A 21,015-nucleotide genomic window follows, 5' to 3' on the forward strand; every position below is an offset into this window, starting at 1 on the left:
ATGTCCGCTACGCCGTCAGCGGCTGCGCCGCAGTCCGCCGATACTTCCCACGCAAAACCGACCCCGGGCCAGGCCTCGCGTTTCCTGGCGCAGGCCACGTTCGGCCCCACGCCCGCCGAGATCGACGCCGTGGTGCGCGACGGCTACGCGGCCTGGCTGGACGCGCAGCTGGCCATGCCGCCGTCGCAGACCCATTTCGACTGGCTGCTGCAGCAGCGCAAGAACACCGAGGAGTTCAAGGGCAACGGCATCAACGCGCCCCTGGAATCCACGCTGTGGCGCAAGTTCATCTCGGCCCCGGATCAGGTCCGCACGCGGGTCGCGTTTGCCCTGTCGGAGATCTTCGTGGTGGGCGTATCGTCCATCACCGCGTCCTGGCCATTGTTCGGCGCCGCGGGTTTCATGGACCTGCTGGCCGAGCATGCCCTGGGCAACTACCAGCAACTGCTGACGGCCGTCACGCGCAACCTGTCCATGGGCTGCATGCTGACCTATCGCGGCAACCGCAAGGAAGATCCCAAGACCGGCCGCCATCCCGACGAGAACTATGCCCGCGAAGTCATGCAGTTGTTCAGCATCGGACTGCTGGAGCTGGAACCGGACGGCGCCAAAAGAATGGTCAACGGCGCGCCCGTGGAAACGTATACCAACGCGGACGTGCAGGGGCTGGCCAAGGTCTTCACCGGCTGGGACATCAACGGCCCCGAAACCGACGTCGAATTCCACCGCCGCCCCATGGCCTTGAACAATGCGCTGCACTCGCTGGCCGAGAAGCGCTTTCTGGGCGCGGTTGTGCCGGCAGGCACCGACGGTCATTTGTCGCTCAAGCGCGCCATGGAAGTGATCTGCGCCCATCCCAACGTGGGCCCCTTCATCGGCACGCAGCTGATCCAGCGGCTGGTCACCAGCAATCCCAGCCGCGCCTATGTCGCGCGCGTGTCGGCCGCCTTCAACGACGACGGCAGCGGCAAGCGCGGCAACCTGAAGGCCGTGGTGCGCGCCGTCCTGCTGGACCCGGAGGCGCGCAACCCCGACCTGGCCGCGCCCGGCTGGGGCAAGGTGCGCGAACCCATCGTGCGCTTCGCGGCCTGGGCGCGGGCTTTCGGGGCGACCTCCAACAACGGCGCCTGGGCCATGCCGGACACCACTGACAACACGATCCGGCTGGCCCAGAGCCCGATGCGATCCGCCAGTGTCTTCAATTTCTTCCGTCCGCGCTACGTGCCGCCGGTGACCGAGCTGGCGCGCAGGAACCTGGTGGCGCCGGAACTGCAGATCACCGATGAGACCAGCATTGCCGGCTACCTGAACTTCCTGGCCATCTATGTGGACCGGGGGTGGGAGGATCTGCAGACGCCCTACGCCGCCGAGATCGCGCTGGCGCAGGATCCGTCCGCGCTGGTGGCGCGGGTGGCGCTGCTGCTGGCGGGCGATGCCTATTCCGCCGAGACCGCCGGCAGCATCGCGCGCGCCGTGGCCACGATACCGGCGGGCCGGCCGCGCGACCGCGTGCGCGCCGCCATCATGCTGGTGGCCGCCAGCCCCGAATACCTGGTGCAGAAATGAAGAATTCCCGCCACGCCGCGCAAACCAGCCGCCGCGAATTCCTGCTGCGCGCCTGCGCGTTGGGCGCCACGGGCGCCGCCGCGCCACTGGCGCTGAACCTGGCGGCCCTGGGCGCGGCTGCGGCGCAATCAGCGCCAGCCTCCTCGTACAAGGCGCTGGTCTGCGTGTTCCTGTACGGCGGCAACGACCCCTACAACTCGCTGGTTCCCTACGACACGGCCGCCTACAAGGCCTATGCCCAGGCGCGCACCGACATCGCCCTGCCGCGCAACGCCCTGCAGGCCACGGCGCTGCGCGGCAAGGAACCCGCCTCCGGCGGCGCCCAGTTTGCGCTGGCCCCATCGCTGGCTCCGCTCAAGCCCTTGTATGAAAGCGGCGACATGGCAGTGCTGCTGAACATCGGTCCGCTGGTTGCGCCCACCTCCAAGCAGGAATACATAGGCGCGCGCGTGCCACTGCCGCCCAAGCTGTTTTCCCACAACGACCAGCAGTCGTACTGGCAGGCGCTGGCGCCGGAAGGCGCGGCGTCGGGCTGGGCCGGGAGGCTGACGGACCTGTTCGCGGACGCCAACGCGCAGCGCACCTTCACGGGCATCACCGCGGGCGGCAGCAGCGTGCTGCTGGCCGGACGCAAAATCGCCGGATACCGCGTGGGCATCAACGGCTCCACGCAGATAGACCTGCTGGGCCGCGACATGTATGGCTCCAGCGCCTGCACGGCCTTGCTGCGCCAGCTCATCACGCAGCCGCGCGAGCACCTGATGGAACGCGAGATGTCGCGCATCGCCGCGCAGTCCATCGACGCCGACGGACGCCTGCGCGCAGCCCTCGCGGACGTGGCCGTGCCGGGCGAGTTCTCGTCCCCCCTGGCGCAGCAGCTGAAAATCGTCGCCCGCATCATCGCGGCGCGCCAGGCGCTGGGCGCACGCCGCCAGGTTTTCTTCGTCTCGCAGAACGGCTATGACAACCACGCCGGACTGAACGACACCCACCCCGCCCTGCTCAAGGAACTGGGCCAGGCGCTGGCCGCGTTCCAGCAGGCGCTGTCCGCGATAGGCGTGGCGGACCAGGTGACCACGTTCACGGCATCCGAATTCGGCCGCACCCTGGGCTCCAACGGCAACGGCTCCGACCACGGCTGGGGCTCGCATCACTTTGTACTGGGCGGCGCGGTCAAGGGCGGCCGCTACTACGGCAGCCATCCGGAAATCGCCCTGGACGGCCCCGGCTTCGTCGACAACGGCCGCCTCTTGCCGACCCTGGCCGTGGATCAGCTGGGCGCGTCCCTGGGCGGCTGGTTCGGCGCCAGCCGCGAGGATCTGGGGCTGGTGTTCCCCAATCTGCGGCGCTTTGATGCGCAGGCGCTGGACCTGCTGCCGCGCGCTTAGGGCCGCGCCGGCGGCGGCGAATTCACAGCTGCCGCGCCTGTTCGCGCAGCAGATACTTCTGGATCTTGCCCGTGGCGGTTTTGGGCAACGGGCCGAACACGAAAGTGCGCGGCACCTTGAAACCGGCCAGGCGGCCCCGGCAGAAGCTGGTCAGTTCTTCCGCCGTCGCGGCGCTGCCATCCTTCAGCGTGACGAAGGCGCAAGGCGTCTCGCCCCACTTGGCGTCCGGCCGCGCCACCACGGCGGCTTCCAATACGGCGGGATGCCCGTACAACGCATCCTCGACCTCGACGGTCGAGATGTTCTCTCCGCCTGATATCACGATGTCCTTGGCGCGGTCCTTGACCTGCAGATAGCCGTCGGGATGCACCACGGCCAGATCGCCGGTATGGAACCAGCCTCCGGCGAAGGCTTCCGCCGTGGCCTGCGGGTTCTTCAGATAGCCCTTCATGAGCGTGTTGCCGCGCATCATGATTTCGCCCACGGTGACGCCGTCCGGCGGCACGGGCGCCAGCGTGGCGGGATCCAGCACGCGGACCTGTTCCATCGTGGGCTTGCGCACGCCGATGCGGGCCTTCAGCGCAGCCTGCTCATCCAGCGGCAGATCGCTCCAGGCCTCGTGCCAGGCACAGCTGATCGACGGACCGTAGCTCTCCGTCAGGCCGTACAGATGCGTGACGTCTATGCCCAGTTCGTCCATCGCCGCGATGACGGCGGCCGGAGGCGGAGAGCCGCCGGTGAGCGCCTGCACCGGCCGGATCGCGCGCCGCTTGATTTCGGGCGGGCTGTTGATGAGCATGCCCAGCACCACCGGCGCGGCGCAGAAATAATCGACCCCATTCGCCTGGATGGCGTCGAAAATGGCGCCGGCCTCGACCCGCCGCAGGCAGACATTGGTTCCCGCCAGCAGCGCGATGGTCCAGGGAAAGCTCCAGCCATTGCAGTGGAACATCGGCAAGGTCCAGAGATACACCGCATGCTGGCGCATATCGCAGGCCAGGGCGTTGCCCATCGCATTCAGATAGGCGCCGCGATGGTGGTACAGCACGCCCTTGGGGCTGCCGGTGGTGCCGGAGGTGTAGTTCAGGCACAGCGACTGCCATTCGTCCGCCGGCCAGGGGAACCCGGCCGCCGCGTCGCCCGTCTCCAGCAGGGCTTCGTAGTTCATTTCCCCGAGCAGTTCGCCCGGCCCGCCGTATTCGGGATCGTCGATGTCCACCACGCGGATGCGCCTGCGGGTCTTGGCCAAGGCCTGCGCCATGACGGGCGCGTACTCCCGGTCCGTCAGCAGCACCACCGCGGCGCCATGATCCAGGATGAAGGACAGTGTTTCGGCGTCCAGCCGGGTGTTCAGGGCATTGAGCACCGCGCCCGCCATGGCGACCCCGAAATGGGCCTCGTACAGCGCGGGGATATTGGGCGCCATCACGGCCACCGTATCGCCGGGCCGCACCCCAAGGCGCGCCAGCCCGCTGGCCAGCCGGCGGCAGCGTGCATAGGTTTCGCGCCAGCTCTGGCGCAGCGCGCCATGGACGATGGCAGTGCGTTCCGGGTAGACCTTCGCCGCGCGCTCGATGAAGGTCAGCGGCGAAAGCGCCAGATGGTTGACGCTGTTGCGTTCGATATCCAGGACTTGCAGGTCGGGGGTGTCGGCGGGCATCGGAGTCTCACAGTAGCGAAACGCTCACCACGCCCTTCAGGCGTCGGCTGGCGGGGTCAGGCCGCGCAGCGTCGCGCGCAGCAGGGAATCGCTCAGGTCCGCATCCGCCTGCATCAAACGCTGCAGCAGGCGGTCAGGGCTGTCGCCGGGAGTCTCCAGATGCCAGCCATACAGGTGCAGCCCGTTCAGCACATAGGCATCGTCCAGGCCTTCCAGCACGGCATGCTGGCGCGGCGCGCGCGCGGACGGCGGCAAGGCATTGTCGGCGCAGTCCGCGACGAGGATGGAAGTCGGCCTGGAAAAGTAATCCGCCACCCGCACGCGGGCCTCTTCCAGCCGGCGTAGCGCCGCGGCATCCAGAGGTTCATCCGCCAGCCGCACTTTGAGCAGCAGGTTGCGTTGATCGAGTTCAACGATGTGCAGGTCTTTCTCGACCCAGTCCGCATGCACTGGCGCGCTCTTGCGGCGGAAGACTTCCGCGGCCGCCAGCCCCGCTCCCAGGCCTTCGCCAGCTAGCAGCTGCTTGAAAAAGTCGCGCTCGGCCATGGCGCGGTCCAGTTCCTGCAATTCCAGGTCGAGCGCATGGCGCTCGCGCAGGCATTGCGCGCGACGGGCGTGCAATTGCTCGTCTGCCGGGCCGCGCTGCAGATCCAGCCACCCCGCCAGGCGCACGCCGCTGCGCTGGCCCAGGCGTTCGATGCAGCGGCGCAGCTCCTGCAGAAACAGCGCCGCGCCCGCTTCGTCCTGCGCCAGATCCGGCGCCAGCGCCGGAAGCAGCAGCAGGCGGCCCGGCGGCTCACTGGCGTAGCTTGCCAGCGTCATGCCCTGGCCGTCCTCGAGTATGCCCGCGCCCGGCGCCTCGGCCAGAGTCGCGCAGGGCTGGAAACAGCGCGCGGCTTCGGTGAAGAGCGTGCGGAAAGGCTCGCCCGCCTGGCGCGGCAGCGCAGCGCCGTCGATCGGCTGGCTGCGCACCCGCCGCGGCCAGAGCGGATCGGACCAGTCGTAAGGAAGAATGTCCTGCAAGGTATGCACGCCCACCGTGCGCGGCGCGGGCACCAACGCCACCAGGGTGCCGCCCGCGGCCAGCAGGCGCTTGAATTGTTCGCGCCAATGGCGGCTGGTGGCCAGCAGCCATTCCGACGCGCCCACCCCCAGCACCGGCGGATCGGCGCGTTCGCAGGCCGCCTCCAGCGCGGGGTACAGGCCGGCGGGATTCCATATGAGCACGTCCGCCCGGTCCAGCGAGGCGGGCTGATCAAAGGACAGAACGGCATCCAGGCTGTGGGGCGGGAGCGCCAGCGCAAGGTCGAGCGTAGAAATATTCATATCGCTAATCCGTACTTGACTTTCGAAATCAATATATCATAAAGTCTAGTTAACTAGACAAATATACAAATCCTATATACATATTCCGGAAACCAGCTGTCATGTCCACTCTTACGAACGTCCGCAGCGAGTCCCCCGTCTCCAGCAGCCCCGTGGCGCTGGACCGCGACTCCCCTCTGCCGCTCTATGTGCAGATCAAGCGGCGCGTGCTGATGATGATCCTGAACTGGCAGCAGGAAAGCGACCGCTTCCACACCGACCACGAGCTGAGCGAACAATTCAACGTCAGCCGCATGACGGTGCGCCAGGCCATCCAGGAACTGGTGGACGAAGGCTATCTGCGGCGGGTCCGCGGTTCCGGCACCTTCGTCTGCGCCCCCAAGATCGACGAGCAGTTCAGCCCGGCCATGGACTTCATCGACCAGTGGTCCGCACACGGCCGTCCCCTCAGCCTGCGGGTGCTGCACTGCGCGCAGGAACCGGCCTCGGCCGTCGTGGCGCGCGAACTGGACGTGGCGCCCGGCACCCCGGTCTGGAGCATCCTGCGCCTGCGCACGGTCCAGCAGGTGCCGATCTCGATCGACTACCGCTATGTGCGCACCGACCGCATCCCGCACATCGACGCCCGCCAGGCCGAGGCGGGCTCCCTGCTGGAGCTGATCGGCCGCCAGGTCGAACTGGCCTACGGCAACCTCAAGATCGAGGGCGGCGCGGTGCAGGCCGAACATGCCGATTACCTCAGCCTCCTGCCCGGCGATCCCGTCCTGACGCGGCACCTGGTGTATTTCGACAAGCAGGACCGGCCGGTCATGTCCGGCCTGTCGCATTACCGCGCGGACCAGGTCCGGTACTCGGTGCGCGTACCGCTGCAGAACGGCGCAGGCAAGACGGACCAGGTGTCGGACTCGCTCGAGTTCCGCAACCCACCCGGCGTGGCGGAGGCCTAGCCGACTACGTTTTCGCTGTTCGTGGAAGTTGCTGCACCCCCTTAAATCCCGCATCAGGCACAGGAGTAGCACCATGACTTGCTTAAAGACGTTTCTGGAGTTCTCGCGCCGCGCGGCCATCGCGCTGCCGGCCGCCGCGCTGATGCTGGGCATGCACGCCGCCAGCGCGCAGGATACGGTGCGGATAGGATCCATCCTGTCCGTGACCGGTCCCGCCGCCTTCCTCGGCGAAGACATGAAGGCCGGCATGGAAATGGCCATCGACGACATCAATGCCGCCGGCGGCATCGGCGGCAAGAAAGTCGAATGGGTGTTCTACGACGCCGAAAGCCAGACCGCCAAGGCCATCAACGCCACCAAGCGGCTGCTGTCCCAGGACAAGGTGGACATCATTGTCGGCGGCGGCAACATGAGCGGCATCGCCATGGCCATGGTGCCGATGGTGGACAAGGCCGCCACGCCCTTCATTTCCACCGAAGGCTCGATGCAGATCGTGATGCCGGTGGCCGAACGCAAGTACGTGTTCAAGAGCACCGTGGACGACGACCAGGTGATCGACCGGGTGCTGGACTACTTCGACAAGAAAGGCATCAAGCGCGCCGCCCTGCTGGCCGACAACAGCGGCTTCGGCCAGAGCGCCGTCGAACAGATGAAGCGGCTTGCCGCCAAGCGCGGCATCGACATCACGTATGAATCCTTCAACCCCGCCGACACCGACCTGACGCCTCAGCTCACGCGCATCAAGAATGCGTCGGTGCAGGCCATCATCTGCTGGACCGTCACCCCGGCTGGCGTGGTGTTCATCAAGCAGGCGCAGCAGCTGGGCCTGGACAAGCTCACCCTGGTGCACAGCTACGGTTTCGTCGACCAGCGCTACATGAAGCTGGCCGGCGACTCGGTCAAGGACCTGCTGCTGGTCAGCGTCAAGTTCCCGGTGGGCCAGGACCTGCCCGACGCCGACCCGATCAAGACGCGCATCGTGGACCTCAGCAAGCGCTTCGAGGCCCGCTACAAGCGCAAGCCCAACCAGTTCGTGGCCCAGACCTACGACGCCATCATGCTGGCACGCGCCGCCCTGGACAAGAGCGGCGGCGACAAGGAAAAGACCCGTGAACAGCTGACCGCCATCACCGGCTACCAGGGCGTGGGCGGGGTCTTCAATTTCTCGCCCCAGCGCCACTCGGGCCTGGATAAGGACGACATCGTCATGCTGGGCTACCGCGACGGGCAGTTCCGGCTGGCCGACTACAAGTAAAGCAGTTCCATCTCCGCAACCTCCACTCACGCGCGCCGCGGGCGCTGCAAACCAGGGAGTGCAGTCATGAACGTAGCAAGCGCCGAGCCGCGTACGATCCTGGACGATCCGGAAAGCATCTTTCCGCTGGACCTGGACACCCGGATCCCCAAGATCCGCGACCTCTACCACCTGGCAACGGTCAAGCAGTGGGACCCGCGCACCGACATCGACTGGCATCTGTTCGACGCCTCGCAGTACACGCCCGAGCAGCGCTACGCGGCCCGCCAGTACTGGAGCCGCCGGGCCTGGAGCGAATACGGCGCCATCTCGGAAAGCCCTGCCCTGCAGATCCGCTTCTGCCACGACAAGTGCGAACCCGACCTGCGGCTGTTCTTCACCATCCGCTCACAAGAGGAAAGCCGCCACGCCGAAGCCTGCTACCGCATGGCCGAGGCGCTGGGCGGCTACATGGAGCAGCCGGCCCAGGCCGCCTACCAGGGTTCCGTCGCCACCCATGGCGTGCGCAAAATGGCGCTGGATCCCGAGGTGTCGGTCGAGGCCATTCTCGCGGCGCTGGTCTGCGCCGCCGAGGAAATCGCATTCGACGTCTTCCGCCACCTGGTGGAAATCACCCGCGATCCCGTCGCCAAGCAGATCTGCGCCCGCATCATGCGCGACGAGGTTCGGCACTGCGCGTTCGGCTGGCGCTTTCTCGACCACCGCATTCCGCAGATGTCCGCCGCCGAAATCAAGGTGGTGGAAAACGCCGTGATCAACATGATGGAAAAGGTCGAGCTCAACGGCTATCACAGCGCATGGCTGGCGCCCGACAATCCGGCTTCTCGCGCCGAAATGGAAGTGGACCGGCTCACCTGGGAAGCCGGCCTGGGTTCCACGGTCGAAGAACTGGAGAAGCCCCTGTTCGTTGAAACCGTGCAGCGCGTGCGCCGCCAGATGGAGCCTTGGGGCGTGCATCTGCCCCTGCTGCACCACCCGAAGATCGGCGAATTCTGAACGCGAGGAAACCCGACATGAACGCAGCCACGACCAGAATTCCCGTTGAGCGCCGCTTCCCGCTGACGCTCAAGCAGTCCATCACCTCGATCCGCGAACTTTACGAAACCGGCAAGCAGCAGCGCTGGGCGCCGGAGACCGATATTCCCTGGGCCAGCCTGGATCCAGGCGCCCTCGACGCGCAAGTCCGCGATGCGGCGCGCCTGACCTGGAGCCGCCGCGCCTGGGTGGAATACGCCGGCTTGAGCGAAACGCCGGCGCTGCTGGTGCGCCTGTGCCTGGAGAGCGGCCGCGAGTCCGACCCCAAGTACTTTCTCACCGTGCGCAACACCGAGGAAGCCTGGCAGATCGAGTGCTTCCACCGCTACGCCACCTTGCTGGGCGGCTACCTGAACCGCCCGCCCAGCCCGCAGCAGGAAGCCATCTTCAACCAATGCCGGCACCGCCAGGTACTGGATGCCGCCTGCCATGCCGACGCCTTCTTCACCACGCACGCTGCGGTGGAAGACGGCCTGGAGCTGGAACTGTTCCGGGCCTACCTGGAGAACGCCCGGGAACCCGTTGCGCGCCGCATCCTGGAACAGTGCGTGCAGGCCAAGGAGCGTCACGCCACCTTCGGCTGGCTCTATGTGGCCGAACGCGCCGCGGCCTGGTCCGACGCCGACCGCGCCGCCGTGGCGCAGGCCGTGTCGGGCTATCTGAACGAGGTCGAACTGCGCGGCTACCACTGCCCCTGGCTGGCAGAGCCCGACGGCGCCGAAAGCCGTGCCAACGCGCTGACGGCCGAAGCGGGCCTGGGCGCTGCGTCCGCAGACCGGGAGTATGAGGTCCTGTGGTCGTACCTGGAGACGGTGACGCGGCGCCTGGCCGAGTTCGGCGTCGAACTGCCCGGCATCGCGCTCACCTCGCGCCGTCCCAACTGAGCCGGCGCCGGGGCTTCGCCATGGACATGTCCGCGCAAATCATCCAACTGCTGGTCGCCGGCATCACCACCGGCAGCATCTACGCCATCGTGGCGGTGGGATTCAACGTCATATTCAAGAGCACCGACGCCATCAACTTCGCCCAGGGCGAATGGGTCATGATGGGCGGCATGGTGGCGGCCGCCTGTTATGCGGTCGCCGAACTGCCGCTCTGGCTGTCCTGTCTGGCGGCGGTGGCCCTGGTGGCCTTGGCGGGCGGCCTGTCCGAACGCCTGGTGATCCATCCGCTGAAAAAGCCCGCGCCCCTGCTGGTGACGCTGCTCAGCATCGGCCTGGCCATCTGTACCAAAAGCCTGGTGATGCTGGGGCTGGGCAAAACGCCGATGGGCTATCCCGCATTCTCGGGCGACACGCCGGTGCCGCTGGCGGGCGCGCAGATTCCGCCGCAGAGCTTCTGGGTGATGGGGGTGGGGCTGCTCTTCATGTTGGGCACGCATTTCTTCTTCGAACGCACCCTGCTGGGCAAGACCTTGCGCGCGACCGCCATCGACCGAGACGCCGCCGCGTTGGTCGGCATCAACGTGCGGCGCTCGGTGACGGTGGCCTTCGTGCTCGCGGCTCTGGCCGGCGGCATCGCGGGCGTGATCATCGCGCCGCTGACCTTCACCTCCTATGACCACGGCACCATGCTCGGCTTCAAGGGCTTCAGCGCGGCCATGCTGGGCGGGCTGGGCAGTTTGCAGGGCGCCTTGCTTGGCGGCGTGCTGCTGGGCGTGATCGAGGCGCTGGGAGGCGGCCTGATCTCCTCGCAATACAAGGACGCGCTGTCCTTCATCGTGCTGTTGCTGGTGCTGTTCTACCGTCCCCAGGGCTTGCTGGGCAAAGCCGAAATCAACAAGGTCTGAAGGGGGTGACGATGAAATCCGAAATCCATCCGCCCGGGGACGGCGCGCGCCACGACCTGCGCATCCTGCTGGCGCTGTGGGGCCTGTTCCTCCTGTTTCCGCTGGTGGCGCCGAACAGCTATGCCGTAGGCCTGGCGGTGACGTTCAGCATCAACCTGATGCTGATCGCCAGTCTCAACCTGCTGATGGGCTACTGCGGGCAGATATCCATGTGCCAGGCCGGCTTCTTCGGCCTGGGCGCCTATGTCAGCGGCGCCTTGTCGGCCAAGTACGGCCTCCCCGCACTCGCCTCCATCCCGGCCGCGCTGGCGGTCGCAAGCACGGCGGCGCTGTTGATCGCCCTGCCCGTGCTGCGGCTGCGCGGTCACTACCTGGCGATGGCAACGCTGGGATTCAACGCCATCCTGTCGGTGCTGTTCGTCGAACTGGTGGACTACACCGGCGGCCCCAACGGCCTGTCGGGAGTCGAGCCCATCACCATCGCGGGCTATGCCTTCGATACCGACCGGCGCTTCTTCTACCTGGCCTGGGCCGCGGGCCTCCTGCTGATGTGGGGCTTCCTCAACCTGACCCGCTCGCGCATCGGCCGCGCCATGATCAGCGTGGCCGGCAGCGAGGTCGGCGCGGCCAGCCTGGGCATCAACACCTATGCGCTCAAGGTGGCGGTGTTCGTGCTTTGCGCCGCGGTGGCGGCCCTGGCGGGTACGTTCTATGTCCACTTCAACCAGTTCGCATCGCCGGAAACCTTCAGCTTCTCCGCATCGGTGCTGCTGCTGGTCATGGTCGCGGTCGGAGGCTGGGGCAAATACTGGGGGCCCTTGTTCGGCGCGCTGGTCTACACCGCCGCGCCCGAACTGCTGCGCGCCTTCCACGACGTGGAGCTGCTGCTGTTCGGGCTGGGCATGATCCTGGTCCTGATGTTCTTCCCGGGCGGGCTGGCGGGACTGGCGCAGCGGCTGTGCCGGCGTTCCGCAAGCCTGCCCGCATCCCCGGTGGCGGCAACGAAGGGAAAGGTGCGCCATGGCTGATCACGATTTCCTGTCGGTGCGGGACCTGGGCATCAATTTCGGCGGACTGGCCGCGCTTGCCGACCTGTCCTTCGATCTGAAGCAAGGGCAGATCAAGGGGCTCATCGGTCCCAATGGCGCGGGCAAGAGCACCTTGTTCAACATCGTCGCGGGGCTGCTGCAGCCCGGCAACGGCGACGTTTGCTTTCGCGGCCGCTCGGTGCGGGGCCTGCCGCCGCACCAGCGCGTCAGGCTGGGCATCGCCCGGACCTTCCAGAACCTGCAGATCTTCAAGGACCTGACGGTGCTGGAGAACGTCATGGTGGGCTGCCATGCGCGCTTCGGCTCCGGCCTGTGGGCCTGCATGCTGCGCACGCCCCGCCAGCGCCGCGACGAGCGGCAGATGCGCGACATCGCGATGCAACGGCTGGAGCAGCTGCATCTGGCCCGCCAGGCTGATGTGCTGGCTGCGGACCTGAGCTTCGGCCAGGCCAAGATCCTGGAAATCGCCCGCGCCCTGGCCGCCGATCCCACCTTGCTGCTGCTGGACGAACCCGTCGCGGGCGTGCCGCATGCCGAAGTGGCGCAGGTGGCCCAGGTCATACGCGAAGTGAACGCCAGCGGGGTAACCGTGCTGCTGGTCGAGCACAACATGAGCTTCGTCATGCAGCTGTGCGACGACATCCTGGTCCTGAACTACGGCCGCAAGATCGCCGAAGGCCAGGCCGACGCGGTGCGCGTCGATCCCCTGGTCCTGAAGGCCTATCTCGGGGAGGACATGCCCGATGCTTGAAATCACCAATCTGTGCGCCTCTTATGGGGCCGGCGACGTCCTGCGGGAAACCAGCCTGGAGATTCCCGCCGGGCAGATAGGCTGCCTGCTAGGCGCCAACGGCGCCGGCAAGACCACGGTCATGCGCAGCCTGAGCGGCCTGCTGCGCCCCCTGCGCGGCAGCGTGCGCTTCGAGGGCGAAGCGATAGAGGCGCTACCCGCCGACCGCATCGTCGACCGCGGCATCGTGCTGGTGCCCGAAGGCCGGCGCGTCTTCGCACCGCTGTCGGTCAGTGAAAACCTGGAAATGGGCGGCTACAAACTGCTCAAGCAACGCCGCCAATCCGAGTTCCGCCGCAACCTCGACTTCGTCCTGGACCTGTTCCCGCGGCTGTCCGAGCGCGCCCGCCAGGCTGCGGGAACGCTGTCCGGCGGCGAACAGCAGATGGTCGCGATCGGCCGGGCCCTGATGAGCAGCCCGCGCCTGCTGATGCTGGACGAACCGTCCATGGGCCTGGCGCCCCTGGTCGTGAAGGACATCTTCCTGTCGCTGCGGCGGCTCAAGCAGGAAGGACTGACGCTGTTCATCGCCGAACAGAACGCCAGGCTGACCTTGAGCGCCGCGGACTACGGCTACGTGCTGCAGGAAGGCCGGGTGGCGTATTCGGGCAGCGCCCAGGCGCTGCGCGACGATACACGGGTACAGGCCGCCTATCTGGGCGCCTGACAGGAGACAGGTGAAGCGATGACGTGTTCTTCCCAGGAGCAGGCGATCGATCCGGAGCAGGAAGCGCAGTACAACCTGCGCGCCCGGCACCCCGAACGCGAGGAAATCTACTTTACCTATGCGCGCCGCAGCGCCGACACGCGCAGCCGGCGCGAGGCGCGCCTGGACCTGCGCTTCGGCGAGCGGCCCTCGAGCGTGCTGGACCTGTTCGTTCCCGACCACGTGCCAGCGCCGCCGTTGCTGGTCTTCATCCATGGCGGCTATTGGCGCGCCCTGGACAAGCACGGCTTTTCGTTCATCGCCGACGAGTACCTGGCGCGCGGCGTCGCGGTGGCGCTGCCCAACTACACGCTGGCGCCGCACGCGAGCGTCTCCGAGATCGTCGACGAAGCCTGTACGGCCGTCTCCTGGCTGACCGCGCAGGGAGAGCGCCACGGCTACGACGCCAGCCGCATCGTGCTGTCCGGCCATTCCGCCGGCGGGCACATGGCCGCCCGCGCGCTGTGCCGGGACCTGGTGCCCGCCCTGGCGGGCAGGATACGCGGCTACGTGGGCTTGAGCGGACTGTTCGATCTGGAGCCGCTGCTGCGCACTTCCATCAACCGCGATCTCCACATGAGCGCGGCCGAAGCCCGCAGCCTGGGGCTGTACCAACGCGTCGCGTTGTACGAAGTGCCCATGGTGTTCGCCGCCGGCGCGCTGGAAACCGAGGGCTTTCGCGGCCAGAGCCGGGATTTCTCGCAGCATTGCGCCAGCCATGGCCACGAGGTGGAGAACCTGGTGGTGCCGCAGCGCAACCATTTCGATCTGCTGACCGATTTCGCGGGCGGAAGCTATCCGCTGTTCAACAAGACGCTCGATCTGCTGCTGCCCGGCGCGGGCCGGGCCTGATCTTTCACGAGGAGTCCCTATGGCAGGCCAACCACTCAATCCCGCGAGCGTCTGCGCTCCGCTGGGCCCCTACAGCCAGGGCGTGCTGACCGAAGGCCCCGGACGCTGGCTGCACATTGCCGGCCAGGTGGGAGTATCGTCGGAGGGTGCACTCGCCCAAGGCTTCGAAGCCCAGGCCCATGCCGCCTGGCGCAACATCCAGGCCATGCTGGAGGCTGCGGGGATGAATGCGGGCGATCTGGTCAAGGTCGTGACCTACATCACGGATGAAAGCCAGTTGCCGCTGCTGGGCCCCGTCAGGCTGGCCTATCTGGGCGAAGCCCGTCCCGCCGCGACGCTGGTCGTGGTGCGCGCCCTGGCGCGGCCCGAGTGGCTGATCGAAGTGGAAGCGTCGGCGTACAAGCCTGCATGACCCGCGCGGCGGCATCGCCGGAAGGAGGATGAGCATGTTCGAGGACCTACGCAACAAGCGGGCCCTGGTGACCGGCGCCTTTGGCGGACTGGGCGCGGAGTTCGCGCGCACCCTGTCCGCCGCGGGCGCGCACGTGGCTCTGGCCGGGCGCAGGCTGCAGGCCGGCGAGCAGCTGGCCGCGGAACTGGCCGCCGCCGACCGGCAGGCCTGCGCCATCGCGCTGGACGTGACCCAGCCCGACAGCGTCGCGGGTCTGTTCGATGCCGCATCCGAGCGCCTGGGCGGCGCCATCGACATCCTGGTCAACAACGCCGGCATTACCACCGCGCGCCCTGCGCTGGAACACAGCGAAGCCGACTGGATGGACGTGATCGACGTCAACCTCAACGGCACCTGGCGGGTGGCGCAGGCAGCCGGACGCCACATGCAGGCGCACGGCGGCGGCAGCATCATCAACATCGCTTCCATCCTGGGGCTGCGGGTGGCCCAGCAGGTTCCCGCCTACGCTGCCTCCAAGGCCGCGCTGATCCAGCTGACGCAGGCCCTGGCGCTGGAATGGGCGCGCCACGGCATCCGCGTCAATGCGCTGGCGCCAGGCTACATAGAAACCGACCTGAACCGCGAATTCTTCGCCAGCGACGCGGGGCAGGCGCTGATCCGGCGCGTGCCGCAGCGCCGGCTCGGGCAGGCGCGGGAGCTGTCGGCTCCCCTGCTGCTGCTGGCTTCCGACGCCTCTTCCTTCATGACCGGATCGGTCCTGGTGGTGGACGGCGGACACCTCATTTCCACGCTTTGAATCCGGGACGCAATATGGACTTCAGCCTCACGCCAGAAATCGAAAGCTACCGCCTGCGCATCAAGGACTTTGTCGAGACGCACATCCTGCCGGTGGAGGCGGATCCGTCCTCCTACGACGAACACGAGAACATCCGCGAGGAAGTCCTGCAGCCGCTGCGCCGCCGCGCGCGCGAAGCCGGTCTGTGGGCCCTGCAGATGCCGCGCGAACGCGGCGGCCAGGGCCTGTCGCGCGTCGGCATGGCGGCCTGCTACGAGGAAATGAACGTGTCGATCTTCGGACCCGTGGTGTTCAACAGCGCGGCGCCCGACGACGGCAACATGATGGTGCTGGAAAAGGTCGCCACCGAGGCGCAGAAGGCGCGCTGGCTGCAACCCATCGTGGACGGCAAGGTGCGCTCCTCGTTCGCCATGACCGAACCGCATCCCGGCAGCGGCTCCGACCCTTCCATGATGCGCACCACCGCCACGCTGCAGGACGGCAAGTGGCGGGTGCATGGCAAGAAATGGTTCATCACCGGCGCCGGCGTGGCGCAGCACTTCATCCTGATGGCCAAGACCTCGGACGATCCGCGCAAGGGCCTGACGGCCTTTCTGTTCGACGCGGACCAGCCCGGCTGGCGCATCGAGCGGCGCATTCCCATCATGGGCCCGGAGGAACACGGCGGCCATTGCGAACTGGTGTTCGACGGACTGGAGATCCCTGACGAAAACCGCCTGCTCGGCGTGGGCGACGGTCTGAAGGTTACGCAGATCCGCCTGGGGCCCGCACGGCTGACGCATTGCATGCGCTGGCTGGGGCTGGCCCGCCGCTCGCTGGCGATCGCGCGCGAGTACGTGGCGACCCGGCAGAGCTTCGGCACCGCGCTGGCCGAACGCGAAGGCGTGCAATGGATGCTGGGCGAATGCGCCATGGCGATCGAAATCGGCCGCCTGCTGACGATGCGCGCCGCGGTCGCCCTGGACCAGGGCAGCTACGCACGCAAGGAAGTCTCGATGGCGAAGATCGTCGTCTCCGAAACGCTGCACAAGGCGGTAGACACCGCCATCCAGCTGACCGGCGCGCGCGGCTATTCACGCGATACGGCGCTGGCCTGGATCTACCGCTACGCGCGTCAGGCCCGGCTGGTCGACGGCGCCTCGGAAGTGCACAAGATGGTGCTGGCTCGGTTCCTGATGGACGAAGGCGACGACTTCTGGCGTTGGCAGGCGCAGGACGCGGCCGGGGCGCAATCGTGACGGGCGCGGCGGCGGACGCCATCGACGGCCAGGACGCGCTGGCCGCCTACCTGGTGCGCGCAGGGTATGCGGGACGGGCGGAGGAAGTGGCGCTGCGCCGCCTGGCCGGCGGCCAATCGAATCCGACCTACGTCGTGACCACGGACAAAGGCCAGTACGTGCTGCGCAAGCAGCCCGCGGGCAAGCTGCTGCCCTCGGCGCACGCCATCGACCGGGAATTCCAGGTGATGCGGGCGCTGCAGCGCAGCGACGTGCCCGTGCCGCGCATGCTGGACTATTGCGCCGATGACAGCCTGCTCGGCACGCCCTTTTATCTGATGGACTACGTGCAGGGACGCAGCTTCGTCGACCCCGCCCTGCCGGGCCTCGCGCCGGCCGAGCGCGCCGCCATCTACGCGGAAACCAGCCGCGTGCTCGCGGCCCTGCATCAACTGGATTACGCGGCCCTGGGCCTGGAAAGCTATGGCCGTCCAGGCAACTACTACGCGCGCCAGATATCACGCTGGACGCGGCAATACCGCGAAAGCCGGCCGGCGGCCGACCTGCCCGCCATGGAAGCGCTGATCGACTGGCTGCCGCGCAACATTCCCGCCAGCGACGAAACGCGCCTGGTGCATGGCGATTTCAGGCTGGACAACCTGATCTTCCATCCCACCGAACCCCGCGCGCTGGCCCTGCTGGACTGGGAGCTTTCGACACTGGGCCACCCGCTGGCGGACCTGGCCTACTACAGCATGTGCTGGCGCGTATCGCCGCAGCTGTGGCGCGGCGTGGCCGGCTCCGACCTCGCCGCGCTGGGCATCCCCGGCGAGGACGAAGTCGTGGCCGCGTATTGCCGGGCGCGCGGGCTTGCGGGGGTGTCCGATTGGGGCTTTTATCTCGCCTACAGCTTCTTCCGCATGGCCGCCATCCTGCAAGGGGTTGCCGCGCGCGCCTCGGGCGGCAATGCCGCAGCCGACGACGCCCGGACCATGGGCGCCAAGGTGGAACCGCTGGCCGAGCTGGGATGGGAGTGCGCGCGCAACGGCAGCGCGGGTTGACGCAACGGCGTCAAGGAGCGGGCTGAAAGCGCCAGGCGGCGGACTGGCGTCCGCGGCGCAACCGCTCTATAACCTGATAATCGCGCCGGCGCGTCAGCCGGACGCCCCCAATTTCCCCGCATCCATGACCCAGACCTGCTCCCTGGCGCTGCAACCCGCCACCGAAGACGACCTGCCCTTCCTGCTCACCCTGCGCAAGACCACCATGCAGGAACACCTGCAGCGCGCGGGCGCTCCCCTGGATGACGACCACCATCTGGCCCGCATCCGTTACCGTTTCGAGGACGCCCGCATCGTCTGGCTGGACGGCCGGCCCGCCGGCCTGTTCAAGCACGGCCGGGACCCGGCAGGCTGGCGCATCGTGCAGATCCAGATCGATCCCGCCTTCCAGGGCCGCGGGCTGGGCCGCCGCCTGCTGGAGGGCGTGCTGGACGAGGCCGACGCCGAGGGCGTCCCCGTCACCCTGAGCGTGCTCAAGGGCAACCCTGCCCGGCGCCTCTATGAAGCGCTGGGCTTCATCCCCGTGGAGGAAACCGACCTGGAATATGAAATGCGTCACGAACCCGGCGCGGTCCGGCCGGCCGGCTGACCCTTTGCAACTTCTTTCAGCCCGGCTGGAATAAAGCCGGGACCGGCAGCGTCTGTAGGGGGCAGTCTCCCACTTTCCCTATCTACGTACGAGGCACACCATGCGCAAACACATCGCCGCAGCCCTGGCCATCTCCGCCGCCGCCCTGTTTTCGGCCGGCGCCCAGGCCCAGGCCGTCAAGACCCAGGACGGCATGCTGGTCAACAGCGCCGGCATGACGCTTTACACCTTCGACAAGGATGCCGGCGGCAAGAGCGCCTGCAACGACCAGTGCGCCAAGATCTGGCCGCCCGTCATGGCCAGCGCCGACGCCAAGCCCATGGGCGACCTGACCGTCATCACCCGCGACGACGGCAGCAAGCAATGGGCCAGCAAGGGCAAGCCGCTGTACACCTATGCCAAGGACGCCAAGGCGGGCGACAAGACCGGCGACAACTTCAAGGAAGTCTGGCACGTTGCCAAGCCCTGATACGGTGTCCGCCATCACACGCAGCAACCCATGCGCGCCGAAGACGAAGCCCTGATCCTGGCCTGCATCCCCAGCCTGCGGCGCTATGCCCGCGGGCTGACGGGCGACCCCCACCGGGCCGACGACCTGGTCCAGGACACGCTGGAGCGCGCATGGAGCCGCTATTCGCGCTGGCAGCGGCGCGGCGAGCTGCGCGCCTGGATGTTCGGCATCATGCATAACCATTTCATCGACGGCGTGCGCGCCAGCAACCGGCGGGCCGAACAGACCGCCCCGGGCGAACTGCCCGACGCCCCGGTGCGCGCCACGCAGACAGACCACCTGGAGGTGCGCGACCTGGACCGCTGCCTGCAAGCCCTGCCCGCCGAACAGCGGGAAGTGCTGTTGCTGATATGCGTGGAAGACCTGTCCTATCAGGACACCGCCCGGATACTGGACGTGCCGATGGGCACGGTCATGTCGCGCCTGTCGCGCGCCCGCGAAAAACTGGGCGCGCTGATGCAGGCGCGCGACACCGTCAGCAAGCTCCATCGCGTGAAATGACATGAACGAGAAACGCCTCCATGCGGTGCCCGGCGCGGGCACCCCGATTACCGAAGCCGACCTGCATGCCTATGCGGACGGCCAGTTGCCGCCCACGCGCCGCGCCGAGGTCGAAGCATTCCTGGCCTCCCATCCGCAAGACCAGGCCCGCGTCGACGAATGGCGCGACCAACGGCGCCTGCTGCACGCCATGCTGGACCCGGTGCTGGACGAGCCGCTGCCGCTGCGCCTGCCCCTGGCGCGGCCCTCGAACCCCTGGCCCTGGCGGGCCCTGGCCGCCGGCGTGGCGATCGCCGCCATCAGCGCCAGCGCCGCCTGGATCACGCGCGGCGCCATGGACGCCCGCCAGCTGCAGGCCGCACTGGCGACCGCCGCGCCCGAACGCATTGCGGGCGGCTATGCCCAGCGCGCCGCCATCGCCCACGCGGTCTACGCGCCCGACATGGGCCGGCCCGTGGAAGTCGGCGCCGATAACGAAAAAGGCCTGGTGACCTGGCTGACCAAGCGCATGGGCGCGACCATGCGCCCGCCATCCCTGTCGCAGGCCGGCTATGAACTGGTGGGAGGCCGCCTGCTGCCCGGCGGCGCGGGACCGGTCGCGCTGTTCATGTACGGGGCGGCCGACGGCCAGCGCCTGACGCTGTACGTCACCCGCGAAGCCGCGGGCGGGCAGACGGCATTCCAGTTCACCCAGGAAGGCCCGGTGCGGGTGTTCTACTGGGTCGAAGGACAGTTCGGCTATGCGCTGTCCGGCGCAGTCAGCCGCGACGAGCTGCTGCGCGTGTCGCAGGAGGTCTACCAGCAGCTGCAGGGCTAGTCGGGCAGCGCCAGGCCCCGGCCGCCCGCGTGCTCGCGCGCCTGGTGCAGCATGTGCAGCGTAATCTTGCGCACCTCGGCGCGGCTCATGCCGATATGCGAACGCAGCATGCGCGTGGCCTCGTCGGCCCGCCGCGCCAGCACCGCGCGCAGGATGGCGGCGTGCTCATCATAAGTGGCGTCCACGCGGAAATCCTTGGTGAAGTCCAGCCGCCGCACGATGCGTATCTTCTCGGTCACGTCGCGATGGATCTGCGCCATTTCGGGATTGCCGGCAGCGGCCACCAGCGAACAATGAAAAGCCTCGTCCAGTTGCGCCACCAGCCGGCCGTCCAGAATGCGCTGGCGCGGCGGCGCCAGCCACACGTCCTTCAGCGCGCCCAGCATGCCTGCCTCGTCCATGTGCTCGCGCGCGCACAGCCGTTCCACCGCGGCCTGCTCCAGCACCACGCGCACGTCATACAGCGCCTCGAAGCGTTCGAAGTCGAAAGGCCGCACCTGCCAGCCGCTGCGCGGACGGGGCAGCACGTAGCCTTCGCGCTCCAGCCGCGCCAGTCCCAGCCGCACCGGCGTGCGGCTGACGCCCAGCCGCGCCGCCACCTCGGCCTCGGTGAAGCGCTCGCCCGGCAGCACGCGGAAGTCGAACAGGTCGTCTTTCAGCCGCTGATAGACCTGGTCGGCCAGCGAACCGGCCAAGGCCGGCGTCTGGCGGATGGCGGGAGCGGCCAGCGCGGATTCCAGGCGCATGG

The 21,015-nt window shown here is 67.8% G+C and carries 22 protein-coding genes; 19 read left to right on the plus strand and 3 right to left on the minus strand.

The features are described 5' to 3' along the window. Both IB258_RS12680 and IB258_RS12685 read left to right on the plus strand, forming a co-directional pair. Positions 1-1,566 carry a DUF1800 family protein gene (locus tag IB258_RS12680; RefSeq protein WP_175163728.1) on the plus strand — a complete coding sequence of 522 codons (1,566 nt, stop codon included), beginning with the start codon at positions 1-3 and terminating at the stop codon, positions 1,564-1,566. Further along, positions 1,563-2,954 carry a DUF1501 domain-containing protein gene (locus IB258_RS12685; protein ID WP_054451598.1) on the plus strand — a complete coding sequence of 464 codons (1,392 nt, stop codon included), beginning with the start codon at positions 1,563-1,565 and terminating at the stop codon, positions 2,952-2,954. The genes IB258_RS12680 and IB258_RS12685 overlap by 4 nt, the downstream gene beginning before the upstream one ends. Before the next feature lie 22 nt (positions 2,955-2,976). On the opposite strand, the gene IB258_RS12690 is transcribed toward IB258_RS12685, so the two are convergent. Both IB258_RS12690 and IB258_RS12695 read right to left on the minus strand, forming a co-directional pair. Next, complete coding sequence (locus tag IB258_RS12690) at positions 2,977-4,614, minus strand: acyl-CoA synthetase (protein WP_192352654.1); 1,638 nt, start codon at positions 4,612-4,614, stop codon at positions 2,977-2,979. Positions 4,615-4,650: 36 nt separating this feature from the next. After that, on the minus strand, positions 4,651-5,940 hold the full coding sequence (locus tag IB258_RS12695; RefSeq protein WP_192352655.1) for a hypothetical protein: 1,290 nt from the start codon (positions 5,938-5,940) through the stop codon (positions 4,651-4,653). Positions 5,941-6,041: 101 nt separating this feature from the next. Between IB258_RS12695 and IB258_RS12700 the strand changes: the two genes are divergently transcribed. The 17 genes from IB258_RS12700 (at position 6,042) to IB258_RS12780 (ending at position 20,267) form a co-directional block, all read left to right on the plus strand. Further along, positions 6,042-6,887 (plus strand): GntR family transcriptional regulator, encoded by an 846-nt coding sequence (locus tag IB258_RS12700; protein ID WP_054451601.1) that lies wholly within the window; start codon positions 6,042-6,044, stop codon positions 6,885-6,887. A 73-nt stretch (positions 6,888-6,960) separates the two neighbouring features. Beyond that, on the plus strand, positions 6,961-8,142 hold the full coding sequence (locus IB258_RS12705; protein WP_054451602.1) for an ABC transporter substrate-binding protein: 1,182 nt from the start codon (positions 6,961-6,963) through the stop codon (positions 8,140-8,142). Positions 8,143-8,208: 66 nt separating this feature from the next. Beyond that, on the plus strand, positions 8,209-9,138 hold the full coding sequence (locus IB258_RS12710) for a ferritin-like domain-containing protein (protein ID WP_119449233.1): 930 nt from the start codon (positions 8,209-8,211) through the stop codon (positions 9,136-9,138). 17 nt (positions 9,139-9,155) lie between these two features. Then, on the plus strand, positions 9,156-10,061 hold the full coding sequence (locus tag IB258_RS12715) for a hypothetical protein (protein WP_054451604.1): 906 nt from the start codon (positions 9,156-9,158) through the stop codon (positions 10,059-10,061). Between the two features lie 26 nt (positions 10,062-10,087). Beyond that, the gene (locus tag IB258_RS12720; RefSeq protein ID WP_225590373.1) at positions 10,088-10,966 is read left to right on the plus strand and encodes a branched-chain amino acid ABC transporter permease; all 879 of its coding nucleotides are present in this window, start codon (positions 10,088-10,090) and stop codon (positions 10,964-10,966) included. Positions 10,967-10,977: 11 nt separating this feature from the next. Next, positions 10,978-11,994, plus strand: a complete 1,017-nt coding sequence (locus IB258_RS12725; RefSeq protein ID WP_054451606.1) for a branched-chain amino acid ABC transporter permease — start codon at positions 10,978-10,980, stop codon at positions 11,992-11,994. After that, positions 11,987-12,766: an ABC transporter ATP-binding protein gene (locus IB258_RS12730; RefSeq protein ID WP_054451607.1), complete on the plus strand. Its 780-nt coding sequence runs from the start codon at positions 11,987-11,989 to the stop codon at positions 12,764-12,766. The genes IB258_RS12725 and IB258_RS12730 overlap by 8 nt, the downstream gene beginning before the upstream one ends. Further along, positions 12,759-13,472 carry an ABC transporter ATP-binding protein gene (locus IB258_RS12735; RefSeq protein ID WP_054451608.1) on the plus strand — a complete coding sequence of 238 codons (714 nt, stop codon included), beginning with the start codon at positions 12,759-12,761 and terminating at the stop codon, positions 13,470-13,472. The genes IB258_RS12730 and IB258_RS12735 overlap by 8 nt, the downstream gene beginning before the upstream one ends. Positions 13,473-13,490: 18 nt before the next feature. Next, positions 13,491-14,363 carry an alpha/beta hydrolase gene (locus IB258_RS12740; protein ID WP_054451609.1) on the plus strand — a complete coding sequence of 291 codons (873 nt, stop codon included), beginning with the start codon at positions 13,491-13,493 and terminating at the stop codon, positions 14,361-14,363. Between the two features lie 19 nt (positions 14,364-14,382). Further along, positions 14,383-14,775: a RidA family protein gene (locus IB258_RS12745; protein ID WP_192352657.1), complete on the plus strand. Its 393-nt coding sequence runs from the start codon at positions 14,383-14,385 to the stop codon at positions 14,773-14,775. A 34-nt stretch (positions 14,776-14,809) separates the two neighbouring features. After that, positions 14,810-15,571, plus strand: coding sequence for an SDR family NAD(P)-dependent oxidoreductase (locus IB258_RS12750; RefSeq protein WP_054452248.1), 762 nt, complete (start codon positions 14,810-14,812; stop codon positions 15,569-15,571). A gap of 14 nt (positions 15,572-15,585) precedes the next feature. After that, a complete protein-coding gene (locus tag IB258_RS12755) occupies positions 15,586-16,809 on the plus strand; it encodes an acyl-CoA dehydrogenase family protein (protein ID WP_054451611.1) in 1,224 nt (407 codons plus the stop codon). Then, the gene (locus tag IB258_RS12760) at positions 16,806-17,849 is read left to right on the plus strand and encodes a phosphotransferase (RefSeq protein ID WP_175212483.1); all 1,044 of its coding nucleotides are present in this window, start codon (positions 16,806-16,808) and stop codon (positions 17,847-17,849) included. Before IB258_RS12755 ends, IB258_RS12760 begins: the two co-directional genes overlap by 4 nt. Before the next feature lie 124 nt (positions 17,850-17,973). Beyond that, the gene (locus tag IB258_RS12765; protein WP_054451612.1) at positions 17,974-18,438 is read left to right on the plus strand and encodes a GNAT family N-acetyltransferase; all 465 of its coding nucleotides are present in this window, start codon (positions 17,974-17,976) and stop codon (positions 18,436-18,438) included. A 100-nt stretch (positions 18,439-18,538) separates the two neighbouring features. Beyond that, positions 18,539-18,907: a hypothetical protein gene (locus IB258_RS12770; protein ID WP_054451613.1), complete on the plus strand. Its 369-nt coding sequence runs from the start codon at positions 18,539-18,541 to the stop codon at positions 18,905-18,907. Positions 18,908-18,937: 30 nt separating this feature from the next. Then, positions 18,938-19,450, plus strand: coding sequence for an RNA polymerase sigma factor (locus IB258_RS12775; protein ID WP_054451614.1), 513 nt, complete (start codon positions 18,938-18,940; stop codon positions 19,448-19,450). 1 nt (position 19,451) lies between these two features. Continuing rightward, a complete protein-coding gene (locus IB258_RS12780) occupies positions 19,452-20,267 on the plus strand; it encodes an anti-sigma factor (protein ID WP_175212484.1) in 816 nt (271 codons plus the stop codon). On the opposite strand, the gene IB258_RS12785 is transcribed toward IB258_RS12780, so the two are convergent. Further along, on the minus strand, positions 20,264-21,013 hold the full coding sequence (locus tag IB258_RS12785; RefSeq protein ID WP_119449228.1) for a GntR family transcriptional regulator: 750 nt from the start codon (positions 21,011-21,013) through the stop codon (positions 20,264-20,266). The two genes, IB258_RS12780 and IB258_RS12785, sit on opposite strands and share 4 nt — an antisense overlap. Positions 21,014-21,015: the final 2 nt, after the last annotated feature.

It is taken from the genome of Achromobacter sp. ACM02, from assembly GCF_014851605.1.
Taxonomy (GTDB): domain Bacteria; phylum Pseudomonadota; class Gammaproteobacteria; order Burkholderiales; family Burkholderiaceae_B; genus Achromobacter; species Achromobacter aegrifaciens.

Excerpts from the sequence above, each read along its gene's own strand:
- IB258_RS12680 (WP_175163728.1), top strand. The coding sequence starts at position 1 with ATGTCCGCTACGCCGTCAGCGGCTGCGCCGCAGTCCGCCGATACTTCC.
- IB258_RS12685 (WP_054451598.1), top strand. The coding sequence starts at position 1,563 with ATGAAGAATTCCCGCCACGCCGCGCAAACCAGCCGCCGCGAATTCCTG.
- IB258_RS12690 (WP_192352654.1), bottom strand. The coding sequence starts at position 4,614 with ATGCCCGCCGACACCCCCGACCTGCAAGTCCTGGATATCGAACGCAAC.
- IB258_RS12695 (WP_192352655.1), bottom strand. The coding sequence starts at position 5,940 with ATGAATATTTCTACGCTCGACCTTGCGCTGGCGCTCCCGCCCCACAGC.
- IB258_RS12700 (WP_054451601.1), top strand. The coding sequence starts at position 6,042 with ATGTCCACTCTTACGAACGTCCGCAGCGAGTCCCCCGTCTCCAGCAGC.
- IB258_RS12705 (WP_054451602.1), top strand. The coding sequence starts at position 6,961 with ATGACTTGCTTAAAGACGTTTCTGGAGTTCTCGCGCCGCGCGGCCATC.
- IB258_RS12710 (WP_119449233.1), top strand. The coding sequence starts at position 8,209 with ATGAACGTAGCAAGCGCCGAGCCGCGTACGATCCTGGACGATCCGGAA.
- IB258_RS12715 (WP_054451604.1), top strand. The coding sequence starts at position 9,156 with ATGAACGCAGCCACGACCAGAATTCCCGTTGAGCGCCGCTTCCCGCTG.
- IB258_RS12720 (WP_225590373.1), top strand. The coding sequence starts at position 10,088 with ATGTCCGCGCAAATCATCCAACTGCTGGTCGCCGGCATCACCACCGGC.
- IB258_RS12725 (WP_054451606.1), top strand. The coding sequence starts at position 10,978 with ATGAAATCCGAAATCCATCCGCCCGGGGACGGCGCGCGCCACGACCTG.
- IB258_RS12730 (WP_054451607.1), top strand. The coding sequence starts at position 11,987 with ATGGCTGATCACGATTTCCTGTCGGTGCGGGACCTGGGCATCAATTTC.
- IB258_RS12735 (WP_054451608.1), top strand. The coding sequence starts at position 12,759 with ATGCTTGAAATCACCAATCTGTGCGCCTCTTATGGGGCCGGCGACGTC.
- IB258_RS12740 (WP_054451609.1), top strand. The coding sequence starts at position 13,491 with ATGACGTGTTCTTCCCAGGAGCAGGCGATCGATCCGGAGCAGGAAGCG.
- IB258_RS12745 (WP_192352657.1), top strand. The coding sequence starts at position 14,383 with ATGGCAGGCCAACCACTCAATCCCGCGAGCGTCTGCGCTCCGCTGGGC.
- IB258_RS12750 (WP_054452248.1), top strand. The coding sequence starts at position 14,810 with ATGTTCGAGGACCTACGCAACAAGCGGGCCCTGGTGACCGGCGCCTTT.
- IB258_RS12755 (WP_054451611.1), top strand. The coding sequence starts at position 15,586 with ATGGACTTCAGCCTCACGCCAGAAATCGAAAGCTACCGCCTGCGCATC.
- IB258_RS12765 (WP_054451612.1), top strand. The coding sequence starts at position 17,974 with ATGACCCAGACCTGCTCCCTGGCGCTGCAACCCGCCACCGAAGACGAC.
- IB258_RS12770 (WP_054451613.1), top strand. The coding sequence starts at position 18,539 with ATGCGCAAACACATCGCCGCAGCCCTGGCCATCTCCGCCGCCGCCCTG.
- IB258_RS12775 (WP_054451614.1), top strand. The coding sequence starts at position 18,938 with ATGCGCGCCGAAGACGAAGCCCTGATCCTGGCCTGCATCCCCAGCCTG.
- IB258_RS12780 (WP_175212484.1), top strand. The coding sequence starts at position 19,452 with ATGAACGAGAAACGCCTCCATGCGGTGCCCGGCGCGGGCACCCCGATT.
- IB258_RS12785 (WP_119449228.1), bottom strand. The coding sequence starts at position 21,013 with ATGCGCCTGGAATCCGCGCTGGCCGCTCCCGCCATCCGCCAGACGCCG.